This is a genomic window from Thermohahella caldifontis (assembly GCF_041153465.1).
GTDB classification, from domain to species: Bacteria; Pseudomonadota; Gammaproteobacteria; order Pseudomonadales; family Oleiphilaceae; genus Thermohahella; species Thermohahella caldifontis.
In genome coordinates this window covers 3,172,760-3,192,897 of sequence record NZ_CP154858.1, presented here as the reverse complement: position 1 = coordinate 3,192,897, position 20,138 = coordinate 3,172,760, and the positions used below count along the sequence as shown (strand labels likewise).

Sequence of the window (20,138 nt, the reverse complement as noted above, 5' to 3'; positions counted from 1 at the left end):
AATAGGCCCTGGCAGGGTGTGCGTCTACACGCAAGCGCCCCGAGCGGCTATAATTGCCGCTCCGCGAACGAGAGGCCCGCCATGAATCAGGATCAGCTGAAAAAACAGGTCGCAGAAGCCGCCCTGGAAAAAATCCGCCCTCACCTCCAGTCCGACAGCATCATCGGTGTCGGTACCGGATCGACAGCCAACCATTTCATTGACATGCTGGCCACCATCCGCAACGAGTTCGAGGCCACCGTGGCCAGCTCGGAAGCCAGTGCCCAGCGCCTGAAGGCACACGGGATTCCGGTCTATGACCTCAACAGCGTGTCGGAGCTGGAGTTCTACATCGACGGTGCGGACGAAACCAACCCCTGGCTGCAGCTGATCAAGGGCGGCGGTGCCGCATTGACCCGTGAAAAGATCGTGGCCGCCGTGGCCAAAACCTTCATCTGCATTGCTGACGAAAGCAAGTGGGTCGATGTACTGGGTGATTTTCCCCTGCCCATCGAGGTGATCCCCATGGCACGCAGCTTCATCGGCCGCGAGATGGTCAAACTGGGCGGCGACCCGGTCTATCGGGAAGGCGTGATCACGGACAACGGCAACATCATCATTGACGTCCATAACCTGCGCATCACCGATCCGCTCGGTCTGGAAACCACCATCAACCAGATCCCCGGCGTGGTGACGGTCGGCCTGTTTGCGCACCGGCCTGCAGATGTGCTGCTGCTGGGCAGAGCCTCCGGTGTGGAAGAAATTTACGCCAGAAAGGGCTGATATCATCCACGACAACTCCGACCAAGCGCTTGCTTGGTGGCAATCTGTCTGCTTTAATGGCCTGCATCATTCCAACATGAGGCAGGCCTGCGCATGGACGTTTTCAACGACACCCACCGGCAGATCCGCGATACCGTGGAGCGCTTCATTGCGCAACACGTCACCCCGCACATTCAGGACTGGGAAGAAGCCGGCCAGTTTCCGAGAGACCTCTATCTCCAGGCCGGCCGGGACGGCATTCTCGGCATCGGACACCCCGAGGCACTGGGTGGCACATTCGAAGGTGATGTGCTGGCCAAGGTCGCTGCCACCGAAGGCCTCATGAGCAGCACCTCCGGCGGTCTGGTGGCCGGCCTGGGTTCGCTGGATATTGCCCTGCCGCCGGTGATCCGGTGGGCCCGCCCCGAAGTGCGGGACAAGGTGGTACCGGCCGTCCTGGCGGGCGAAAAGATCGCTGCACTGGCCATCACCGAGCCGGGCGGCGGCTCGGATGTGGCCAACCTGAAGACACGTGCCGTGCGCGAGGGCGACCACTACGTGGTGAATGGGAGCAAGACCTTCATCACCAGCGGCCAGCGTGCCGACTATTACACCGTGGCCGTGCGGACGGGAGGTGACGGTTTTGGCGGCATCAGCCTGCTGCTGATCGAGCGGGACACCCCCGGCTTCACCCGCGGTCAGCCATTGAAGAAAATGGGCTGGTGGTGCAGCGATACGGCGGAACTCTTTTTCGACAATGTGCGCGTACCCACCGAACACCTGATTGGTGCGGAAAATGCCGGCTTCCCGCTCATCATGGCCAATTTTGTTTCCGAGCGGCTGGCCCTGGCGGTGATGGCCTACCGCACGGCGGAGCTGGCCCTTGATCTGGCACTGGACTGGGCCAGGCAGCGTGAAGCCTTCGGCCGGCCTCTGGCGAAGTTTCAGGTTCAGCGTCACCGTCTGGCGGAAATGGCCACCCGCGTCACGGCGGCCAGAACATTCACGCTGCAGGTGGCTGCCACGGTTGCCGCCGGCAAACAGCCCATCAGGGAGGTGTGCATGGCCAAGAACTTTGCCACCGACGTGGCCCAGTGGGTCGTCAACGAAGCCGTACAGATCTTCGGTGGCATGGGCTACATGCGGGACAGCACCATCGAACGCCTCTACCGGGACGTGCGCATCCTGCCCATCGGTGGCGGCACCACTGAGATCATGCGTGAAGTCATTGCCAAACAAATGGGGCTCTGAACCGAGCCCCGTTGCCTCAGAGGTCGCCCACCAGCGCCTGTAACCGATCCACCCCCACCGGTTCAGCCTTCAGGAGTGGCACGACGGCATATCGCCGGGCATGCCGGGTGGCGATCTGCCGGATTTCCCGCAGCTCATTCAGTGCCCGCTGCCGCAGCAGCGGGGATGTGGGTCTGGCCGCCGCCACACTGTTATTGACGATCCAGGCCCACGGCTCGATGCCGGCGCGTCGCAGGTCATCCTGCAGGTTGGCGGCTTCCAGAACCGGCGTGGTTTCTGCCAGAGTCACCAACAGTACCCTGGTCCGCTCCGGATCCTGAAGCTGCATCATCGGTGTCGAAAAGTGCACGCCACGATCTCCCATCTGGCGTGCAACTTCCCGATGGTAGGCGCCGGTTGCATCCAGCAGGAGCATTGTATGACCGGTGGGCGCCGTGTCCATGACCACAAATTGCTTGCTGGCTTCACGGATGGTCCGGGAAAAGGCCTGAAACACCGCGATTTCTTCCGTGCAGGGAGATTTCAGATCTTCCTCAAGCAATGCCCGTCCCGCGGCATCCAGCTTGCTCCCCCTGGTTGCCATCACGTGCTCGCGATACCGTGCTGTCGCCTCTTTGGGGTCAATGCGGCTGACCGTCAGATTCTCCAGGGAACCGCTCAGCGTCTCATTCAGATGCGCGGCAGGATCCGTGGTCGTCAGATGCACCGGATAGCCCCGGCGGGCCAGCCCTGTGGCAATCGCAGCGGCCAGAGTGGTTTTGCCCACCCCGCCCTTGCCCATGAGCATGATCAGGCCATGCCCTGCCGTTGCCATGTCATCCAGAAGGGCAGGCAACCCCGGCGCATCGAGCGCCACTGGCGCGCCTGCCTCCGGCGTGGCGGGTGATGAAGAGGTTTCGGACAGCAGTTGTTCCAGCGCATCAACGCCCACCAGATTGAACGGTTTCAGGCTCACCCGGTCCTGGGGCAAGGCGCGAAGCACTTCCGGCAAGGTGTCCAGCGCAGCCTGTTCACGGCTGTAAATGGCAGCTGCCAACTCGTCCTGTTCCGCTTCTTCAGGCGGCAGCACACCGTTGATCACCAGAAATTGCCCGGTAATGCCCGTTTCGGCCAGTTCACGGCATGTTCGCGCAACTTCCGCAAGTGTTGAACGCTGGGCCCGCGCAACCAGCACCAGACGTGTCCGTTGCGGGTCGCCCAGTGCATCCACCGCCGCCTTGTAGCGCGTACGCTGCTTCTCCAGTCCCGCCAGGGGGCCCAGGCATGACGCATCCCCCTTGCCTGCTTCCAGAAAGCCGCTCCACGCACCAGGCAACTGCAACAGCCGGATCGTGTGTCCCGTGGGGGCAGTATCAAAAACGATATGGGCATAGCGTTCTGCCAGTGCATCATCCGTCAGCAACGCCGTGAACTCGTCAAATGCTGCAATTTCGGTCGTGCAGGCACCTGACAGCTGTTCCTCGATTCCCTTGACGACCGCGTCGGGCAACACGCCCCGCACGGGGCCGACAATCCGGTCACGATAGGCCTGAGCCGCAGCCTGGGGGTCTATTTCCAGCGCAGAGAGGTTGGGCACCGAGCGGATCGGCGTGATCCGGTTGCCGATGCTTTCGCCGAAAACCTGCCCCACATTGGAGGCCGGATCGGTACTGACCAGCAGCACGGGCTTGCCTTCGCCCGCAAGCCGGATGGCCGTCGCACAGGCAATGGAAGTTTTACCCACGCCCCCCTTGCCGGTAAAAAACAGATATCTTGGCGGTTCATTGAGAAACTGCATGGCCTGCATCTCCGGTTAGCAGCAACGGCTGCCGGAACAGCACCCGCCCTGTGATGTCTCCGCGTCGCTGACCTCAATTCCGGCCCAGCGTGCCAGCTCCTTCCGGGAGGGATAGCGCCCGGCAAGCGCGACCTCGCCGTCCACCAGAATCAGTGGCAAACCTTCCTGTCCGGAGCGCTCCAGAAACGCCTTGACCACCGCGTTCTCTGCAAAGACCAGCGGCTGCTGGGCCAGATTATATCGCTCAATTTCTGCGCCATTCCCGACAGCCCACTCCACATCTGCTGCCAGGGTGACCAGTGCCTGATCCACCTCCGCACCACATACGCCAGAGCTGCAGCACAATGCCGGATCAAAAATTTCGATTCTTGCCATGATCTGTCCTCATTCAATATCAGGTTGATAGTTCGCCGTCTGCCGTGCTTCCGCACCGGAAGGCGGGATACAGATATCCGCACACTGCTCCGGATGGCCCGCACAGCATTCCTCCGTCAGGTAAGCGACGAGATCCATCATGAGCGAAAGATTGGCCCGGTAGCGCAAAAAGCGTCCTTCTTGCTCGGCTGTGATCATGCCAGCCTGCTTCAGTGCCTTGAGATGAAACGAAAGATTGTTGGCCGGAACGCCAATGGCGGCCCCGATTTCCCCGGCAACCATCCCGCCATGGCCGGCACGGACCAGCAAACGAAAGACATCCAGCCGAACGCCGGAAGACAAGGATTCGAACATGCGGATTGCCGTGTGCTTGTCCATATTTCAATAATACAACAACTATTGAAATGATGCCCTGCATTTTTTGTCAATGAAGGTATACTTGGGTGGAGACGAGGATTTCAGATGCCGATTCAATTACCCGCCACCCACCATCCTGAGGCTTTACCTGCACGTTTGCTGACCAGTCAATGGGCACTGCTGAACACGGGACCTGACGAAGGTCCTGTACTGGACCTGGCCTGCGGATCGGGACAGAACGGCCTGTGGCTGGCACAGCAAGGCTACACGGTTGATTTCGTGGACCGATCGGACGAGGCGCTGGCACACATCCGGACGGTACTGGCAAGGGATGGACACCCCTGCTTGTGCCAAACCAGCGAGTGCGTCGAACCGCGACGGGCTGGCACGGCAGGCACCCACCGGCTTCTGAAGGTGGACCTGGAGAGCGGTCTGCGTCCCATGCTCCCCGGCGCCCATTATGCCGCCATACTGGTTTTTCGTTACCTCCACCGCCCGCTGATACCGGCCATTCTGGCAGCCCTCAAGCCCGGGGGCATTCTGATGTACGAGACGTTCACGCGCGAACAGGCGCGATTCGGACGCCCCCGAAACCCGGACCTCCTCCTCGAACCCGAAGAGGTGCTCACCTGGTTGCCGGGGGTAGCGCCGCTCTTCTACCGGGAAGGCATCGAGGACACCGGAGGCCAGCCGCGCGCCATCGCCCAACTCGTCATCCGGCGTCCGGCAGACTGATACCAAAGTTTCAGTGTGGTCTTGGCTAACCAAACCCCCTATAATCAGCGGCTGTTTTGTCATCCACTATAGGGAGCAGGTCCATGAACTTTGAACACATCCCCGCAGGCAAGAGCCTGCCGGACGACTTCAACGTCGTGATTGAGATTCCGGCCAACAGCGATCCGATCAAGTACGAAATTGAAAAGGATTCCGGGGCGGTATTCGTGGATCGTTTCATGGCCACGCCCATGTTCTACCCGGCCAATTACGGCTTCATTCCGCACACCCTGTCTGATGACGGTGATCCGATTGACGTGCTGGTCGTCGCACCTTACCCGGTGATGCCCGGCTCCGTGATCCGTTGCCGTCCGGTGGGCATGCTGAACATGGAAGACGAGTCCGGCGAGGACACCAAGATCCTGGCTGTCCCCCACAGCAAGCTGACCAAGCTGTACGATCACGTTCAGGAGGCCAGCGATCTGCCTGAACTGCTGATCAGGCAGATCGAGCACTTCTTCGAGAACTACAAGGATCTGGAAGCGGGCAAGTGGGTCAAGGTGCGCGGCTGGGATTCTGCCGACGCGGCCCGCAAGGCCATCATGGCTGCCGTCGAGAACGCCGGCAAGTAAGCCTCAGTCCGGGGCGGTGCGCTGCACGCCCCGGTCTTCCCGTTTCGGCAAGGCCGGTCCGCCTGCCGAGGCTTTGCCTTATCCCCCTTCGCCGCGAATCTTGTTCACGATGGCCGTGGTCGAGCAGTTGTCCAGAAAATCCAGGACCCGCACCTCGCCGCCATACGCCTTGACGATCTGCCAGCCCACCACCTGCTCTTCCGTGTAATCGCCACCCTTGACCAGCACATCCGGCCTGATCAGTTCCAGCAGCTTCTCGGGCGTATCCTCATCAAACCAGGTGACCCAGTCAACGGCTTCCAGGGCCGCCAGCACGGTCATGCGACGTTCCAGCGGATTGACTGGCCGGCCCTCACCCTTCAGGCGACGCACGGAGGCATCACTGTTGACCGCCACGATCAGCCGGTCGCCCAACTTGCGTGCATCGGCCAGATAGCCCACGTGCCCCGCATGAATGATGTCGAAGCAGCCATTGGTCATGACAATGCGTTCACCGTGCGCACGCGCGTCCTCCACTGCCAGCGCCAGCTGCTCCGGGGACAGCACCCCTCGCTCGACGCCCTGTTCCGCACTGACCGCCCGACGCAGTTCCGGCCCGCTCACGGTCGCCGTACCCAGCTTGCCAACCACAATGCCCGCCGCCACGTTGGACAGCGCCACGGCTTCCTCAAGTGCCGAACCGGCAGCGAGTGCGGCCGCAAGCGTCGCAATCACCGTGTCGCCGGCACCGGTCACGTCGTACACTTCCTTGGCACGTGCCGGGAAATGGAGCTCTTTCTGCCCCGGCCGCAACAGCGTCATCCCGTGCTCGGAACGCGTCACCAGCAGGGCGTCCAGCTCCAGCGCCTGCATCAGGGTATTGCCCCGGCTGATGAGATCCGCTTCGGTCTCGCAATGCCCCACCACGGCCTCGAACTCGGCCAGATTGGGCGTGATCAGCGTTGCACCACGATACTTTTCGAAATGCGTGCCCTTGGGATCCACCAGCACGGGCAGGTTGCGGGCGCGCGCCTCCCGGATCAGGGCCTGAGGATCGGACAAGCCTCCCTTGCCATAGTCGGAAAGGATGACTGCCTGCGCACCTTCCATCCGAGTCCGGGCCCGGGCCAGAAGATCCGCAGGATCCACATCCGCGAAGCTCTCCTCGAAATCCAGGCGCAGCAACTGCTGATGCCGGCTCATGACCCGCAGCTTGGTAATCGTGGGATGTGAAGCCTGCTGCGAGAAATCAGTCAGAATACCGGCATTGCCGAGGGCCCGGGCCAACGCTGCGGCGGCTTCGTCTTCTCCCGTCATGCCCACCAGCACGGAGGCCGCACCCAGCGCGGCGATGTTGAGCGCCACGTTGGCGGCACCACCGGGGCGGTCCTCATGCTGCCCCACCTTGACCACTGGTACCGGTGCTTCCGGCGAGATGCGCGAGGTATCGCCATGCCAGTAACGGTCCAGCATGATGTCACCCACCACCAGTACACGGGCCTTCTGAAACGCAGGCGTTGAAATCTGCACTCGTCTTCTCCACTGTATTCGTTCCGGCGAAGTCTAGCATGGCGCCGATTCGCCCCCAAGTCTGCAGTGTTAGCAACAAATAGAACTGTCCGGTTTTGTAGCACATAAACTGTCCGCTTTGGGTCCACTGATGATCAGACTTGGCAGCGGACGTTGGCCGGTGCCTGATCAATAGGTTCGAGGGGGTCGAAGGGCAGGCCTTCTGGGGTGTAACTGGCCAGTCTTCTGGGGCCGTGGAAGATCGCCAGGGAGCGATCAGGATAACGGTGTACCCGAACCTTGGCCTTGACGTAATGGCGCCGATAGCGGTCGGCAGGGATCTGCAGCTTGAGTCCCTCGAACGAGACGCAGTTGTCCTTGTTCACGGTGCGTTCGTACTGCTCACACAGGATGTCGTCCAGTCCAGGGCCGATGAAAGGCACGAAGGCGCTGCCCTCGACGGCGGGTTTGACGCAGAACTCCCGGTTGAAGGCCGGCAGGTAGTGCTCCCGAAGGTAGCGGTTGGCCGCCGCCATGGTGGTAATGCCCTGGGCTGCAAGTTCCTTGGGCAGGCGTCCCTGATGGGTGGCGAACTGGCGCTCACAGCGGCCCCGGGCCTCGGGGGAATAGGCGGGGATCATCTCGACCCCGAGCTGGGCCATGGCCCTGCCGAACTGGGTGAGGTTGGACTTGTCGACCTTGCCGCCGGCCTTGGGGGTGTGCCAGTAGTGACTGCCCCGGTCGGTATAGAGGCTCGAGGGAAGGCCGTGATCGGTGATGACCTCTCGCATGGCCTGGAAGCTCGAAGCCGTGCCTTCCTCCTCGACGAAGAACATGGAGTAGTGCTCAGAGGTGGCGTCATCGAAGGTGATGATCAGATCCCAGTGGTGGCCGGGAACCCATTCGTGGGTGGAGCCATCCTGGTGGAGCATCATGCCGACCATGGGCGCCCGCTCGCGGCGTCGACGATGCTTACCCCGAGCCGGTGCCTTCTTGACCAGGCCTGCCTTCTGCAAGGTGTTCCGTACCCAGGTATAGCTGCGTGTGCCGCCGTGACGGTCGCGGTAGAAGCTGTAGAAGTGTTTGATGTTCCAGCCGTCGTAGCGCTCCTTGTAGAGCGCCTCGAGGCGTAGAACCTCATCCACCGGGGCCTTGCGGTGGGAAACCTGACTCAGGCGCTTGTCGATCAGGCCGTCGAGGCCCTCCTCCTCGTAGCGGTCGATATAGCGCCGGAAGGTCCGCTCACAGACCCCCAGCAGCCGCGCCGCCTCTTCCTGGGTCAGCCGTTTCTCGGTCCATCCCGTATAGGCTTCTTCGAATCGCATTTTCCGGATCTCCTGTAGCAGTTCTGTCCGTCTCATGGCTCACCTCCTTGGTGATCATGAAACCGGACAAATCACGTGCTACAAGTCCGGACAGTTTATTTGCTCCCAACAGCCCCCAAGTCTGCAGTGGCGATTCCCACAGTCAGACGGTAAAATACGCTCCACATTGTCAGCCGGAATCCCCCGTTTTGTCCGAGATACGTGCCCGACTTCGCCGCGAGCATCTGCATCCCCGTTACTGGCCGACCTGGCTGGGCCTCGCCCTGCTGTGGCTGGCCGCGTGGCTGCCCCTGCGCGCACAGTATGCGCTGGGCCGGGCACTGGGGCGTCTGGCCATGCGCGCACTGCCCAAGCGCCGGCATATTGCGGACACCAACCTGAAACTGTGCTTTCCGGAACTGAGCGAACCGGCGCGACAGGCATTGCTGCGCAAAACCTTCGAGTCCAATGGCATCGGACTCTTTGAAGCCGCACGGGCGTGGTTCCGGTCGCCCGAATCCATGCGCCCGCGTACCCGCGTTGAAGGGCTGGAGCACCTGAAAGCCGCGCTGCAGCAGGGCAAAGGGGTCATCCTGCTGGGTGGGCATTACAGCACTCTGGATCTGGGCGGTGCACTCTACACCCTGTTTGCCGAGGCGGATGTCATGCAGCGTGACCATGACAATCCGGTCTTCAATCTGGTCATGACCCGCTCGCGCCAACGCCTGTACGGCACGGTACTCAACAAGGATGATCTGCGCGGGCTGATCCGTTGCCTGCGCCACAATCGCGTGGTCTGGTACGCCACCGATCAGGATTACGGACGCCAGGGCAGCGTGTTTGCCCCCTTTTTCGGCCAGCCTGCCGCGACACTGACCACCACGGCACGACTGGCCCGGCGCACGGGTGCCGCCGTGGTGCCCTTCAGTCACTTCCGGGAAGATGATGACAGCGGATACACACTCCATTTTGAACCGGCGCTGGCGGATTACCCTTCGGGTGATGACGTGGCCGACGCAACGCGGACGAATCAGGCAATAGAACGGGCCATCCGCCGACATCCGGATCAGTATCTCTGGATGCACCGGCGATTCAAGACGGAACCTGACGGCAACAATCACAGGCGGTACGGTGGAAAATAACGATCTGCTCCGGCTTTTCAATCTGTCTGACGCGGTTCCGCGCGACACAATCCGTCGGGTCCTGGTCATCAAGCTCAGGCATCACGGGGATGTCTTGCTGACCAGCCCGGTGATTACCAGCCTGGCTGAACAGCTTCCCGAGGCAGAAATTGATGCACTGGTTTATGCTGAAACCCGGGACATGCTGGATGGCCTGCCTCAGCTTGCACAACTGCACTGCATCGACCGCAAGTGGCGCAAATCCGGCACCCGGCAGCACCTGATGCATGAGTGGCACCTGATCAGGCAGCTACAGGATCGTCGTTATGATCTCGTCATCCACCTCACTGAACATTGGCGGGGCGTCATCCTGACGCGTTTCATTCGCCCCCGGTTCAGTGTGGCGGGCAAGTATCGCCGGAGACAAAACAGCCGGCTGTGGAAACGCACATTCACTCACCTCTACCCCATCGTGCCCCGGCGACACACGGTGGACCTGCACCTGGATGCATTGAGACGTATCGGACTGCACCCCGCCAACCCGCCGGCCCTGAGTGTCGACATCCCCGAAACCGCCCGGACCCGTATCCGGGATCTGCTTCGGGACAGCGGCCTGAAAGACTCTGACCGGTATCTGGTTGTCCACCCTACATCCCGATGGATGTTCAAGGGCTGGCCACCGGAGAATTTCAGCCGGGTCATTGATACATTGTCCGATCGCGGTTGGAAAGTGGTCGTAACCGCCGCGCCGGACAAACGCGAACTTGCGCTGGCACACGCCATATTCCGCTCCTGCCGGACATCTCCGGTCAATCTGACCGGCAAGCTGAGCCTCAAGGAGTTGGCAGCCGTCATTGACGGTGCTGCCGCATTCATCGGGCTGGACTCCGTGCCCATGCATCTTGCTGCGGCCTGTCAGACGCCTGCTGTCGCACTCTTTGGCCCCAGCAGCGAACAGGAATGGGGCCCCTGGCAGTCGCCGTCCACGGTTCTGACAACCCCTTTGAGCTGTCGGCCGTGCGGGCAGGATGGCTGCGGAGGAGGCAAGATCAGTGACTGTCTCTGGCAAGTCACCCCTGAAAGGGTCATTGATGCCGTCTCGACATTGACAGACTCAAGCATATGAAGATTGCACTGATCCGACAACAGTTCAGAGTGGATGGCGGCGCCGAGCGCATGGTCATGAATACGCTTTCCGCACTGTCCGGCGAGGATACCGAATTTACAGTCATCGCCCACAAGTGGGAGAAATCACCGGAACAACGCCCGGAAATCCGGTTTCTGGAGGCCCGGCGAACCGGCTGGTCACGCCTGCGGAAGCAGCAGACCTTCACGCAGTCGGTCAGGGAATTGCTCCGGCAAAACACCTTTGACATCGTGCAATCCTTTGAGCGCATTCCGGGCGTTCCCGTTTACCGGGCGGGAGACGGTGTCCATGCCACCTGGCTGGAACAGAAGCAACGAATGGAAGGGCCGCTCACCCGATTCTGGACCCGGCATGATCCGTTTCACCGCTATCTTCTCCGGCAGGAACAGGCGCTGTATCAGTCGCCCGAACTGAAGCGGGTGATCTGCATTTCCAATATGGTAAAAGCAGATCTGAAAAACCGTTTTGACCTCCGGGACGACCAGCTGACGCTGGTCTACAACGGCGTGGATCTGGAGCGATTCAGACCGGCTTCCCCGGAAGAAAGACAGCAGTTGCGACAGGAACTGGGCCTGCCTCAAGCAGCCTGCCTTGCACTGTTCATGGGCAGCGGCTTCAAGAGAAAGGGCCTGTCACTATTGCTGGAGGCTCTGGCCAGCGTTCCGGATGCCGTTCACCTCGTGATCTGCGGACAGGACAAGCATCGCAAGCATTATGAGTCACTCGCCCACGCCCTTGGCCTGCAACACCGGGTGTACTTCCGTGGGCCGGTGCGCCAGCCGGAGCGCTACTACCAGTGTGCCGATATACTGGTTCACCCGGCCTGGTACGAGCCTTTTGGAAACGTCGTTCTGGAATCACTGGCGTGCGGAACCGGCGTCATTACGACCTGTCAGACCGGCGCACATGAACTGATTTCCGGGAGTCATGGTGTGATCCTTGAAACCGGGAACACCGAAGCCCTTTCCGAGGCACTGCGTCAGGCCCTTGACCACTGCAAGACATGGCGCCCGCCCGCCCGCCTCACCGCCGAAGAATATGGTCTGGATCGCATGGCCACCAGCCTGCGCCGACTTTACCAGGAACTCCTACGCACATGAAAATTCTCCATACTGAAAACTCCTGTGGCTGGGGCGGACAGGAAATCCGCATCCTGACAGAGGCCACCGGCCTGATGAAAAAAGGCCATGAAGTTGCGCTGGCCTGTCCCCCGGAAGCCCCCATTTACGAAGCAGCCCGGGAGCGGGGACTGGTCACTCTCCCTGCGCCCATCAACCGCAAGAACTGGCGCGGTCTGGTCGCCATGTATCGTCTCATCCGCGCCTGGGAACCGGATATCATCAATACACACAGCTCGACTGACAGCTGGCTGACTGCCGTAGCACAGTTGCTCGGCGCCTCCCCTGCCCCCATTGTTCGGACCCGCCACATCTCGGCACCGGTGAGCCCTTCCGTCAGCAACCGCTGGCTCTATGGCAAGGCCGCCCGTTATGTGGTAACGACCGGCACGCGGATTCGCGACGAGCTGATTGAAAAGCGCCTTGTCCACCCCGACAGGGTGGCATCCGTTCATACCGGCATTGACCCTGAGCGCTTCAGGCCAGGGGACCGGCACCAGGCACGCGCCGCCCTCGGTCTGGACAATCAGGCCTTCTATCTGGGCATCGTTGCCACCATACGCACGTGGAAAGGCCATGCCTATCTTGTCGAAGCCCTTGCCCGGCTGCCGGATGCCATTCACCTTCTGGTGATCGGCGACGGCCCGAACCGAACAGCCATTGAATCCCGTGTACAGGAACTGGGACTGGCGGATCGCGTCCGGTTTGTGGGACACCAGCAGGAGGTTGCCCCCTGGCTGCAGGCCCTGGATCTCTTCGTGCTGCCATCCTATGCCAACGAGGGTGTGCCCCAGAGCCTCATGCAGGCCATGCTCTGTCGCATCCCGGTGGTCTCGACGCCGGTGGGGAGCATTGAGGATATCATCCATCACCAGAAAACCGGCTGGCTGGTACCTCCCAGGGACAGCAATGCCCTGACACAGGCACTATCCCATCTGTATGAACGCGCGGACGTCCGTGAGGCGATGGCCTCAGCCGGCCATGAGTTCGCCTCACGCCACTGCACGCTGGACAGCATGGTCGAACAGATGGACGCCATCTTCAGGAAAGTGGTTGATGAGCGGTAGAACTCGCGCAAGGCGCATGCAATGGCGCTGGTGGCTTTGGCACGGGCTGCGCCCGGGAAAACGTCCGGAACAACCGCAGCGTATCCTGATCAGCCACCACCTGCTTCTCGGAGACACCCTCATGCTGGCGCCCCTGCTGGCTCAGCTACGGGCCAGATACCCGCAGGCGGAGATCGCGATGACCATGGATCCGCTGATCATTCCCCTGTTCCGGCACCGTCCCTACGGCGTCCTGCCGCTGCCCTATGATCCGAAAAAACCGGATACGGTACGGGCATTGCTGGACAATCAGGGATGGGACCTGGCACTTGTACCGGGGGACAATCGCTACAGCTGGCTGGCACTAGCCATGGGTGCGCGCTGGATCCGTGCCTTTGAGGGTGACCGGCCGGGCTACAAGAGCTGGCCCGTGCACGAGCAAGTCAGGCTACCCCGGAACCCTGTGGCCTGGCCGGACATGAACCTGATGCTGATGCCCGACACACCATTACCCGATGTCACCTGGTCAGCCGATGCGTGGCGAGTCACACCGCAATCACCTCCGGAGACACCGGACTCCCCCTATGTGGTGCTGCATCTGGGTGCCAGCTCGCCCACCAAGTTCTGGCCTCCCGCCTGCTGGCAAGCCCTTGCGCAACGTATCGAACAGCACGGCATGGTACCGGTGCTGAGTTGCGGTCCGGGCGAGCGCGCCCTGATCGATGCGCTGGATGCACCTGCGCACTGGCCTCGTTTTCCCGGAAATCTGATGCTGGACCAACTCTGGCACCTGGTTCAGAGGGCACAGGCTATCGTCTGTCCGGATACCGGGGTGCTTCACCTGGCACGTCTGACCGGCACCCCCGCGGTGGGCCTCTTTGGTCCCGGTTCGGCGAGCCTGTACACCGACAGCACGTATTTCAGCACCATCCCTTTCCGCGCCATCGAGAAGCCCATTGCCTGCCGCAATCAGCCCTACCTGTTCAAGCGGTCACTCCCCTGGGTCAGCCGCTGTGCAAGATCTCTGGAAAGCTGCCCGGAAGTGCGGTGCATGGATCTGATTCAGCCAGGGGAAGTCTGGGACGTGCTGAGTGACATGACCAAGGAAAAGTCCCCATGACGCTGAACCGAAATCATCTTGCGACCATCTGTCTTCATGTTGCCGTGGCGAGCATGGTGTTTGGCAGCTTTTTCCATCATACCCCCGGGCTCATGTGGGCCGGGCTCGGATTGCTGTTGCTCAGCTGGCCGCTGATGCCCCCCATGAGGGAATATCAGAAGCCCATGCTGAACTGTATCCTGCCGTTTTCACTCGTGGCCACCGCATCATTGATCTGGTCGGTGAATCCGGATATTACCCTCAGTTTTCTCAAGCGGGAAATACTGCCTCCACTGCTCATCGTGCTGCTCCTGGCAGGCCGGCATTCGGAAAGATTGCTGGCCACGGCAACCCTCTCCGGCTTTGCTGCCATTGCGCTGGCCTTATTTCTCTACCAACCCGGGCTGCCGGAACTACTGAACACCTGGCAGCATGAACTCCGATATTACGATCCCGGGGTCGGTGACCTCAGCACCGTGTTGCTGCTGGCACTGCCGCTGGCCATGCTTTCGCGCCCTGCAAAGGGTCCCTTGCGTGTGCTCTTTATCCTGCTGTGGACGACACTGATCCTCTACACCGCCTGGCTGACTTCCAACCGGATGTTCTGGGCCGCACTGGCCGTGGCGCTTCTGATCTACACACCGCTGTCCGGCAAGTTCAGCTCGCGGCAGGTCGGCGTGGCACTGGCGGGCATTGCCGTGCTGGTCTTTCTGGTTTCGGTCAACACACCCAAGTCCGGCGGCTTGCAGGGCGATCAGCTCCAGAAACTGGAAAACACCTATACCCGGGACGTACGCTGGCAAATCTGGGACTACTGGATGGAAGTGATCGCCGAGCGCCCGGTTCTCGGGTATGGTTACGGCCGGGATCTGTCAGCCGATTACAATCACGTGGACAAGGCACGGCATCCTGTGGCCAAACATCCGTTGGTCAGCCACGCACACAACATATTCCTGAATATCTATGCGAGCGTCGGCCTACCCGGTCTGCTGGCCTTCCTCTACATGATCGCTGGTGTGGCGCGGCAGTTCATGGGCGGACTCGGACTCGCAGCAACACGCAAAAGCGCCGTCACCGGGTTGCTCCTTCTTACCATCATGCTGGTGAAGAACCTCACCGACGACTTTTATACGCGCGGCCCGCTGATCCTGTTCTGGGTCCTTCTCGTCCTGGCCTGGAACCACATGCACACCCGAATGAGGCAAACATGAACGTTCTGGTCATCCGACGCGACAATATTGGTGATCTGATCTGCACCCTCCCCATGCTTGCCACGCTGAAGCAGCACAGGCCGGAGGTCACGCTCCACGTGCTGGTGAACAGCTACAATGTGCCGGTACTGCAGGGGCTGGACTACATTGACCATATTCACGTCTACACGAAGGGCAAGCATCGCGATGAAGGACAGTCCCTGCTGGCCGTGTACATTCAGAAACTGATGACTTTTCTGAGGCTGCGCAAAGCCGGATTGTCCGTCGCCATTGCGGCCAGCGGGGGATTCAACCGGCGAGCGGTCAGCTTTGCACGCCTGGCCGGCGCACGGCGCATCATCAGTTTCTGTGAGCCGGGCCAATCCCGCTCTGTCACCGATCCGGTCGCCCTGCCCGCTTCCCGGGAGCACGAAGCCTTCCGCATGATGCGACTGCTTGTACCGCTGGGGCTTGATCTGTTACCCCCGCCAGCACCGCGACTGGTCGTGGCGCCAGAGGAAACACGGGCCATTCTCGGGCACATGCCACAGAGAACGCCGGAACGTACGCTGACGGGATGCCATATCAGCGCAAGACGCCCCGCAAACCGCTGGACGAGAGACCATTGGATCCGGCTGATTCATCAGCTTTACCAATCCGGCCATCAGGTGGCTTTGTTCTGGGCGCCAGGCAAGCAGGATGACCCACGCCATCCGGGAGATGATGACTTGGCCAGAGAGATCGTGCAAAACTGCCCGCCCGGCAGTGTCATCCCGGTGCCTACCCGGCATTTGCGCGAGCTCATCGCCGGACTGGCACTTTGTGATCGACTGATTCTCAGTGATGGCGGGCACATGCATATCGGCGCCGCCCTGGGACGTCCAATGGTCTGCTTCTTCGGCGATACGGACAGCCAGCGCTGGTATCCTCACGGATCACCCTACGAGCTTCTGCAACCCGAGAGTCAGCGTGTTAAGGATATTGCACCGGAGGATGTCATGGCTGCACTCGATCGTCTGACCGCGCGTACAGCTTCATGTACTTGAAGTAGCTGTTCATGCATCCGATGGAGATATGCACCAGTCCGGGCACCCCGTCGAGACACCCCAGTCGCAGAAAGTAGAACTTGATGAAACGAAACGGGGGTGACGTCAGTGCCTTGACGAGGGAAAAGCGTTTCCCCCGCGCCCGCAACTGCTCCGCCTGCAGATCCGTATAACGGTTCTGCTTGGCGAGATACTGCCCGAGCGTCTCCTCGGACTCGTGCATGAGATCTCCCCTGATCCGCTTTACCGCCCCTTCAAGCATCACCTTCTCGTGCACCGGATCCGTACTCCAGCGCCCCCGTGACTTGCGAAACAGGCGCAAGGAAAGGTCCGGGTAACCTTCGCCGTGGCGCAGCCACCTGCCCATGAAGCGATTGCAGCGCGGGAAGCAGTAGCCGTCGGCATCGGGTGCGGCCAGCACACGCTCGATAGCTTGTGCAAGCTCGTCGCTCAGCCACTCGTCCGCGTCCAGGCACAGCACCCAGTCGTGTTTCGCCTGCTCCACGGCAAACTGCTTCTGCGCGCCATAACCCAGCCAGTCCTGATGGATAACCCGGGCACCCAGCTCACGTGCCAACGCCACGGTGCCGTCCGTGGATCCCGAATCAACGACCAGAATCTCGTCCGCAAAGGGAACGCTGCGCAGGCATTTCTCCAGCCTGGCCGCTTCATTCAGGGTGATCACCACCAACGACAAGGGCACGCGGCTCATGTCAGCTCCTTCAGACAGGGCTTCAGTGCTCTCCATACCCGTTCCGGGCTGACAGCCTGCCAGCAAGGCGGATCACTGACATCGGGCAACATCGCATACCGGCATTGCTTTCTGAAACAGGGCGAACAGTGATATGTGGACTGGAGTGAGGTCTGCTCGCGGCCATACAAGCCGGTCAGTTGGGCGGACGTCGGGCCGAACAGGGCCACCACCGGACAATCCAGGGCCGCGGCGAGGTGCCCCAGGCCTGTATCCACCGTCACCACCGCACGCGCGCGTGCGAGCGCATGCGCCAACCCGGTCAGACTGCCCCTGGGCAGCACGCGGGCGCCCTCGGCCTGGAGCCGTTCCGCCCGCTGCCTTTCGGTTTCATTGCCCCAGGTCACGGTCACGGGGATGCCCGCTGACACCAGCCTGCCGACCAGTTCCGACCAGTATGCTTCCGGCCAATGCTTGGTACGCCAGGTGGTGCCATGCAACAGAAATACACCGGGAGACTCTTTCTCACCGGACTTCTCTGCCGCACGAAAGGTGTCGCCGATTCCGAAATCCGGCGGCGTATCCGGGCAGGGATAACCCAATGCCGCGGCCAGCAGCAAACGATTCCGCTCGATGGCATGCAGCGCCCGCGATACCCGGACACGGCGGCTGTAGAACAGGCTGGCCAAAGGCTCCCGGATACTCTCGCGATCATAGCCGATGCGCTCGCCGGACACCCAGTGCATCATCCAGGCACTCTTGAGCAGTCCCTGAGCATCCACGGCCAGTGGTGCGTCCTGCAACACACCCTTCAACGTTTCCCACTCCCGGGACCGAAAGAACTGGAGCGGCTGTTTGCGCCAGCGTCGTATCTCGACGGGAATCACCCGCCCCACGGCAGGATGCCAGGCCGGGATTTCCGCAAAGGCTTTTTCCACCACCCAATCCACACGCACGTCGGGGCGCGCCTGGTGGAGATCGGTCAGCGCGGGCAGCATGTGAATGACATCCCCCAGGGACGAGGTCTTGATCAGCAGCGGATCAGCCACGGGCAATCACATCCGGCCAGTGCCGGATCTCCTTCATCACGGTTTCGGGCTTGAGCTCTGTCAGACAGGCATAATGCCCAAAGCGGCAGGTACGCTCAAAGCAGGGCGAGCATTCAATGGTACTCTGCACGGTGTGAGCCTGATCGCTCAGTGGCGGGGTGAATCCGGGCGAAGTGGAGCCATACACCACCACCAGTGGCCGGTCAAGGGCCGCGGCCACATGCATCAGCCCCGAATCGTTGCTCACCACCTGATCCGCACAGGACAGCAACGCCACGGCCTGCTCCAGTGTCGTACGGCCGGCCAGCACCTGCACATCACCGTCCACCTGCCCGGCGATGGTCCGGGCGGTATCCAGATCATTCTGCGAACCGAATATCCAGACCTGCCCGCCGCTGTCCATCCAGCGACACGCCACCTGCGCATAGTAGTCTTCCGGCCACTTCTTGGCGCGCCCGAATTCGGCACCCGGGCACAAGGCCAGAACCGGACGATGCTGCGAGAGCGACAGATCTTCCAGGGCCTGCTGACGCTGTGTCGCCTCGACCTCCAGCCGGGGGCGGGGCAATTGGCCGGGCAACTCCGCACCCCGTTGCCACGCCAGCACCACAAAGCGCTCCACCATTTTCGGGTAGCGCGCCTTGTCCAGCACACGCAGATCATTGAGCAGGCCATAGCGCAGCTCTCCGCGCCAGCCTGTACGCACGGGAATTCTGGCAAACCAGGGAATCAGAGCGCTCTTGAGCGAGTTGGGCAGCACAATGGCCCAGTCATACTGTCCCCGAAGCTGATGCCCCAGCGCCCGGCGCTCTCCCCAGCCCAGCCGTCCGTGCCCCACGGGCATGTGCAGATGCCGTCGCACCTGGGGCATGCAGGCCAGCACCGGACCGCTCCAGGCCGGCGCCAGCACATCCAGCACAGCACCGGGATAATACTGCTGTAGAGTGATGAACAGGGACTGCGCCATGACCATGTCGCCGACCCACGAGGGGCCGACGATCAGGATGCGTGGCGGCGAATCGAAAGGCAGTGTTTCCGGCATCAGCCTACAAGCGTCAGCCAGTCCAGATGCTTCTCTGAACGCCCGTGCACTGCGTCAAAGTACATTTTCTGCAATGTGGTGGTCAGCTCGCCCCGGCGGCCGGTGCCGATCTGGCGACCATCCAGCTCGCGGATGGGCAGGACTTCCGCCGCCGTGCCGGTAAAGAAGGCTTCATCGGCCACATAGACTTCATCACGGGTGATCCGCTTTTCGATAACGTCCACACCCAGCTCCTCCGCAAACTGCATGATGGTACGACGGGTAATACCATCCAGACAGGACGTCAGTTCCGGGGTGTAGAGCTTGCCATCACGCACCAGGAAAATGTTCTCGCCGGAACCTTCCGCAACATAGCCTTCCGGATCCAGCAACAACGCCTCGTCCGCGCCGCCTGACAGGGCCTCGTTCAGTGCCAGCATGGAGTTGATGTAATGACCGTTCGCCTTGGCCTTGCACATGCTGATATTGACGTGATGCCGGGTATAGGATGATGTCCTGACCTTGATCCCCTGCTCCAGGGCCTCCGGGGACATGTAGCTGGGCCAGCTCCAGGCTGCAACGATCAGGTGCACCTTGAGGCCCGAGGCACGCAGCCCCATTCCCTCTGACCCGAAAAACGCCATCGGGCGCAGATAGGCATCCTTCAGCCCGTTCTCGCGCACGGCCATGCGCTGCGCTTCATTCACCTCTTCCTTGGTAAACGGCATCTTCATGTTCATGATGTGTGCGGAACGGAACAGCCGGTCCGTATGCTCCCGCAGCTTGAAAATGGCCGGTCCGCGCTCAGTGGGATAGGCCCGTACACCTTCAAACACGCCCATGCCATAATGCAGGGTATGGGTCAGCACATGGGTATTGGCCTCGCGCCAGGGAACCATCTTGCCGTCATACCAGATCAGACCGTCACGATCTGCCATTGACATCATTCTTCTCCTTCGAAACCCGATTCA

Annotated in this window: 20 protein-coding genes; 11 read left to right on the top strand and 9 right to left on the bottom strand. The window is 61.3% G+C overall.

Annotated features, from left to right (window positions below; translation table 11 throughout):
* Nucleotides 1-81: 81 nt before the first annotated feature.
* Together rpiA and AAIA72_RS15470 are read left to right on the top strand one after the other, a co-directional pair.
* Complete coding sequence (rpiA, locus tag AAIA72_RS15475) at nt 82-762, top strand: ribose-5-phosphate isomerase RpiA (protein WP_369601181.1); 681 nt, start codon at nt 82-84, stop codon at nt 760-762.
* Nucleotides 763-855: 93 nt separating this feature from the next.
* Nucleotides 856-1,992: an acyl-CoA dehydrogenase family protein gene (locus AAIA72_RS15470; RefSeq protein WP_369601180.1), complete on the top strand. Its 1,137-nt coding sequence runs from the start codon at nt 856-858 to the stop codon at nt 1,990-1,992.
* A gap of 16 nt (nt 1,993-2,008) precedes the next feature.
* On the opposite strand, the gene arsA is transcribed toward AAIA72_RS15470, so the two are convergent.
* From arsA to AAIA72_RS15455, 3 genes are read right to left on the bottom strand one after another with little or no spacing between them, the layout of a single operon-like run.
* Nucleotides 2,009-3,769, bottom strand: coding sequence for an arsenical pump-driving ATPase (arsA, locus tag AAIA72_RS15465; RefSeq protein ID WP_369601179.1), 1,761 nt, complete (start codon nt 3,767-3,769; stop codon nt 2,009-2,011).
* A gap of 15 nt (nt 3,770-3,784) precedes the next feature.
* Nucleotides 3,785-4,144 carry an arsenite efflux transporter metallochaperone ArsD gene (gene arsD, locus AAIA72_RS15460; RefSeq protein WP_369601178.1) on the bottom strand — a complete coding sequence of 120 codons (360 nt, stop codon included), beginning with the start codon at nt 4,142-4,144 and terminating at the stop codon, nt 3,785-3,787.
* Nucleotides 4,145-4,153: 9 nt separating this feature from the next.
* The gene (locus tag AAIA72_RS15455) at nt 4,154-4,498 is read right to left on the bottom strand and encodes an ArsR/SmtB family transcription factor (RefSeq protein ID WP_369601177.1); all 345 of its coding nucleotides are present in this window, start codon (nt 4,496-4,498) and stop codon (nt 4,154-4,156) included.
* A gap of 108 nt (nt 4,499-4,606) precedes the next feature.
* Here AAIA72_RS15455 and AAIA72_RS15450 point away from each other — a divergent pair, with 108 nt between their 5' ends.
* Nucleotides 4,607-5,236: a class I SAM-dependent methyltransferase gene (locus AAIA72_RS15450; protein WP_369601176.1), complete on the top strand. Its 630-nt coding sequence runs from the start codon at nt 4,607-4,609 to the stop codon at nt 5,234-5,236.
* Between the two features lie 83 nt (nt 5,237-5,319).
* Complete coding sequence (gene ppa, locus AAIA72_RS15445) at nt 5,320-5,847, top strand: inorganic diphosphatase (protein ID WP_369601175.1); 528 nt, start codon at nt 5,320-5,322, stop codon at nt 5,845-5,847.
* Between the two features lie 78 nt (nt 5,848-5,925).
* Here ppa and hldE read toward each other — a convergent pair whose 3' ends face one another.
* The gene (gene hldE / locus AAIA72_RS15440) at nt 5,926-7,356 is read right to left on the bottom strand and encodes a bifunctional D-glycero-beta-D-manno-heptose-7-phosphate kinase/D-glycero-beta-D-manno-heptose 1-phosphate adenylyltransferase HldE (protein ID WP_369601174.1); all 1,431 of its coding nucleotides are present in this window, start codon (nt 7,354-7,356) and stop codon (nt 5,926-5,928) included.
* A 134-nt stretch (nt 7,357-7,490) separates the two neighbouring features.
* Nucleotides 7,491-8,660 carry an ISNCY family transposase gene (locus AAIA72_RS15435; RefSeq protein ID WP_369600308.1) on the bottom strand — a complete coding sequence of 390 codons (1,170 nt, stop codon included), beginning with the start codon at nt 8,658-8,660 and terminating at the stop codon, nt 7,491-7,493.
* Nucleotides 8,661-8,848: 188 nt separating this feature from the next.
* On the opposite strand from AAIA72_RS15435, the gene lpxL reads away from it, so the two are divergent.
* From lpxL to AAIA72_RS15400, 7 genes are read left to right on the top strand one after another with little or no spacing between them, the layout of a single operon-like run.
* A complete protein-coding gene (lpxL, locus tag AAIA72_RS15430) occupies nt 8,849-9,781 on the top strand; it encodes an LpxL/LpxP family Kdo(2)-lipid IV(A) lauroyl/palmitoleoyl acyltransferase (RefSeq protein ID WP_369601173.1) in 933 nt (310 codons plus the stop codon).
* Nucleotides 9,771-10,886, top strand: a complete 1,116-nt coding sequence (gene rfaQ, locus AAIA72_RS15425; RefSeq protein ID WP_369601172.1) for a putative lipopolysaccharide heptosyltransferase III — start codon at nt 9,771-9,773, stop codon at nt 10,884-10,886. The genes lpxL and rfaQ overlap by 11 nt, the downstream gene beginning before the upstream one ends.
* Nucleotides 10,883-12,007: a glycosyltransferase family 4 protein gene (locus AAIA72_RS15420; RefSeq protein ID WP_369601171.1), complete on the top strand. Its 1,125-nt coding sequence runs from the start codon at nt 10,883-10,885 to the stop codon at nt 12,005-12,007. Before rfaQ ends, AAIA72_RS15420 begins: the two co-directional genes overlap by 4 nt.
* On the top strand, nt 12,004-13,092 hold the full coding sequence (locus AAIA72_RS15415; protein WP_369601170.1) for a glycosyltransferase family 4 protein: 1,089 nt from the start codon (nt 12,004-12,006) through the stop codon (nt 13,090-13,092). The genes AAIA72_RS15420 and AAIA72_RS15415 overlap by 4 nt, the downstream gene beginning before the upstream one ends.
* Nucleotides 13,082-14,191, top strand: a complete 1,110-nt coding sequence (locus AAIA72_RS15410) for a glycosyltransferase family 9 protein (protein ID WP_369601169.1) — start codon at nt 13,082-13,084, stop codon at nt 14,189-14,191. The genes AAIA72_RS15415 and AAIA72_RS15410 overlap by 11 nt, the downstream gene beginning before the upstream one ends.
* The gene (locus AAIA72_RS15405; protein ID WP_369601168.1) at nt 14,188-15,381 is read left to right on the top strand and encodes an O-antigen ligase family protein; all 1,194 of its coding nucleotides are present in this window, start codon (nt 14,188-14,190) and stop codon (nt 15,379-15,381) included. Before AAIA72_RS15410 ends, AAIA72_RS15405 begins: the two co-directional genes overlap by 4 nt.
* On the top strand, nt 15,378-16,406 hold the full coding sequence (locus tag AAIA72_RS15400; RefSeq protein WP_369601167.1) for a glycosyltransferase family 9 protein: 1,029 nt from the start codon (nt 15,378-15,380) through the stop codon (nt 16,404-16,406). The genes AAIA72_RS15405 and AAIA72_RS15400 overlap by 4 nt, the downstream gene beginning before the upstream one ends.
* Here the strand turns inward: AAIA72_RS15400 and AAIA72_RS15395 are convergent.
* The 4 genes from AAIA72_RS15395 to AAIA72_RS15380 are packed head-to-tail and all read right to left on the bottom strand — an operon-like array spanning nt 16,357 to nt 20,111.
* A complete protein-coding gene (locus AAIA72_RS15395) occupies nt 16,357-17,118 on the bottom strand; it encodes a glycosyltransferase family 2 protein (RefSeq protein ID WP_369601166.1) in 762 nt (253 codons plus the stop codon). The two genes, AAIA72_RS15400 and AAIA72_RS15395, sit on opposite strands and share 50 nt — an antisense overlap.
* Entirely contained in the window at nt 17,115-18,146 is a 1,032-nt protein-coding gene (gene waaC, locus AAIA72_RS15390; RefSeq protein WP_369601165.1) for a lipopolysaccharide heptosyltransferase I, read from the bottom strand. Before waaC ends, AAIA72_RS15395 begins: the two co-directional genes overlap by 4 nt.
* The gene (gene waaF / locus AAIA72_RS15385; protein ID WP_369601164.1) at nt 18,139-19,188 is read right to left on the bottom strand and encodes a lipopolysaccharide heptosyltransferase II; all 1,050 of its coding nucleotides are present in this window, start codon (nt 19,186-19,188) and stop codon (nt 18,139-18,141) included. The genes waaC and waaF overlap by 8 nt, the downstream gene beginning before the upstream one ends.
* Nucleotides 19,188-20,111 (bottom strand): branched-chain amino acid transaminase, encoded by a 924-nt coding sequence (locus AAIA72_RS15380; RefSeq protein WP_369603020.1) that lies wholly within the window; start codon nt 20,109-20,111, stop codon nt 19,188-19,190. Before AAIA72_RS15380 ends, waaF begins: the two co-directional genes overlap by 1 nt.
* Nucleotides 20,112-20,138 lie beyond the last annotated feature (27 nt).

What these genes read in the sequence shown, in the direction of transcription:
- AAIA72_RS15380 (WP_369603020.1), bottom strand. Translation starts at nt 20,111, where the DNA reads ATGTCAATGGCAGATCGTGACGGTCTGATCTGGTATGACGGCAAGATG.
- rpiA (WP_369601181.1), top strand. Translation starts at nt 82, where the DNA reads ATGAATCAGGATCAGCTGAAAAAACAGGTCGCAGAAGCCGCCCTGGAA.
- waaF (WP_369601164.1), bottom strand. Translation starts at nt 19,188, where the DNA reads ATGCCGGAAACACTGCCTTTCGATTCGCCGCCACGCATCCTGATCGTC.
- AAIA72_RS15455 (WP_369601177.1), bottom strand. Translation starts at nt 4,498, where the DNA reads ATGTTCGAATCCTTGTCTTCCGGCGTTCGGCTGGATGTCTTTCGTTTG.
- ppa (WP_369601175.1), top strand. Translation starts at nt 5,320, where the DNA reads ATGAACTTTGAACACATCCCCGCAGGCAAGAGCCTGCCGGACGACTTC.
- AAIA72_RS15470 (WP_369601180.1), top strand. Translation starts at nt 856, where the DNA reads ATGGACGTTTTCAACGACACCCACCGGCAGATCCGCGATACCGTGGAG.
- AAIA72_RS15410 (WP_369601169.1), top strand. Translation starts at nt 13,082, where the DNA reads ATGAGCGGTAGAACTCGCGCAAGGCGCATGCAATGGCGCTGGTGGCTT.
- AAIA72_RS15420 (WP_369601171.1), top strand. Translation starts at nt 10,883, where the DNA reads ATGAAGATTGCACTGATCCGACAACAGTTCAGAGTGGATGGCGGCGCC.
- AAIA72_RS15405 (WP_369601168.1), top strand. Translation starts at nt 14,188, where the DNA reads ATGACGCTGAACCGAAATCATCTTGCGACCATCTGTCTTCATGTTGCC.
- AAIA72_RS15395 (WP_369601166.1), bottom strand. Translation starts at nt 17,118, where the DNA reads ATGAGCCGCGTGCCCTTGTCGTTGGTGGTGATCACCCTGAATGAAGCG.
- arsD (WP_369601178.1), bottom strand. Translation starts at nt 4,144, where the DNA reads ATGGCAAGAATCGAAATTTTTGATCCGGCATTGTGCTGCAGCTCTGGC.
- arsA (WP_369601179.1), bottom strand. Translation starts at nt 3,769, where the DNA reads ATGCAGTTTCTCAATGAACCGCCAAGATATCTGTTTTTTACCGGCAAG.
- AAIA72_RS15415 (WP_369601170.1), top strand. Translation starts at nt 12,004, where the DNA reads ATGAAAATTCTCCATACTGAAAACTCCTGTGGCTGGGGCGGACAGGAA.
- AAIA72_RS15400 (WP_369601167.1), top strand. Translation starts at nt 15,378, where the DNA reads ATGAACGTTCTGGTCATCCGACGCGACAATATTGGTGATCTGATCTGC.
- AAIA72_RS15450 (WP_369601176.1), top strand. Translation starts at nt 4,607, where the DNA reads ATGCCGATTCAATTACCCGCCACCCACCATCCTGAGGCTTTACCTGCA.
- AAIA72_RS15435 (WP_369600308.1), bottom strand. Translation starts at nt 8,660, where the DNA reads ATGCGATTCGAAGAAGCCTATACGGGATGGACCGAGAAACGGCTGACC.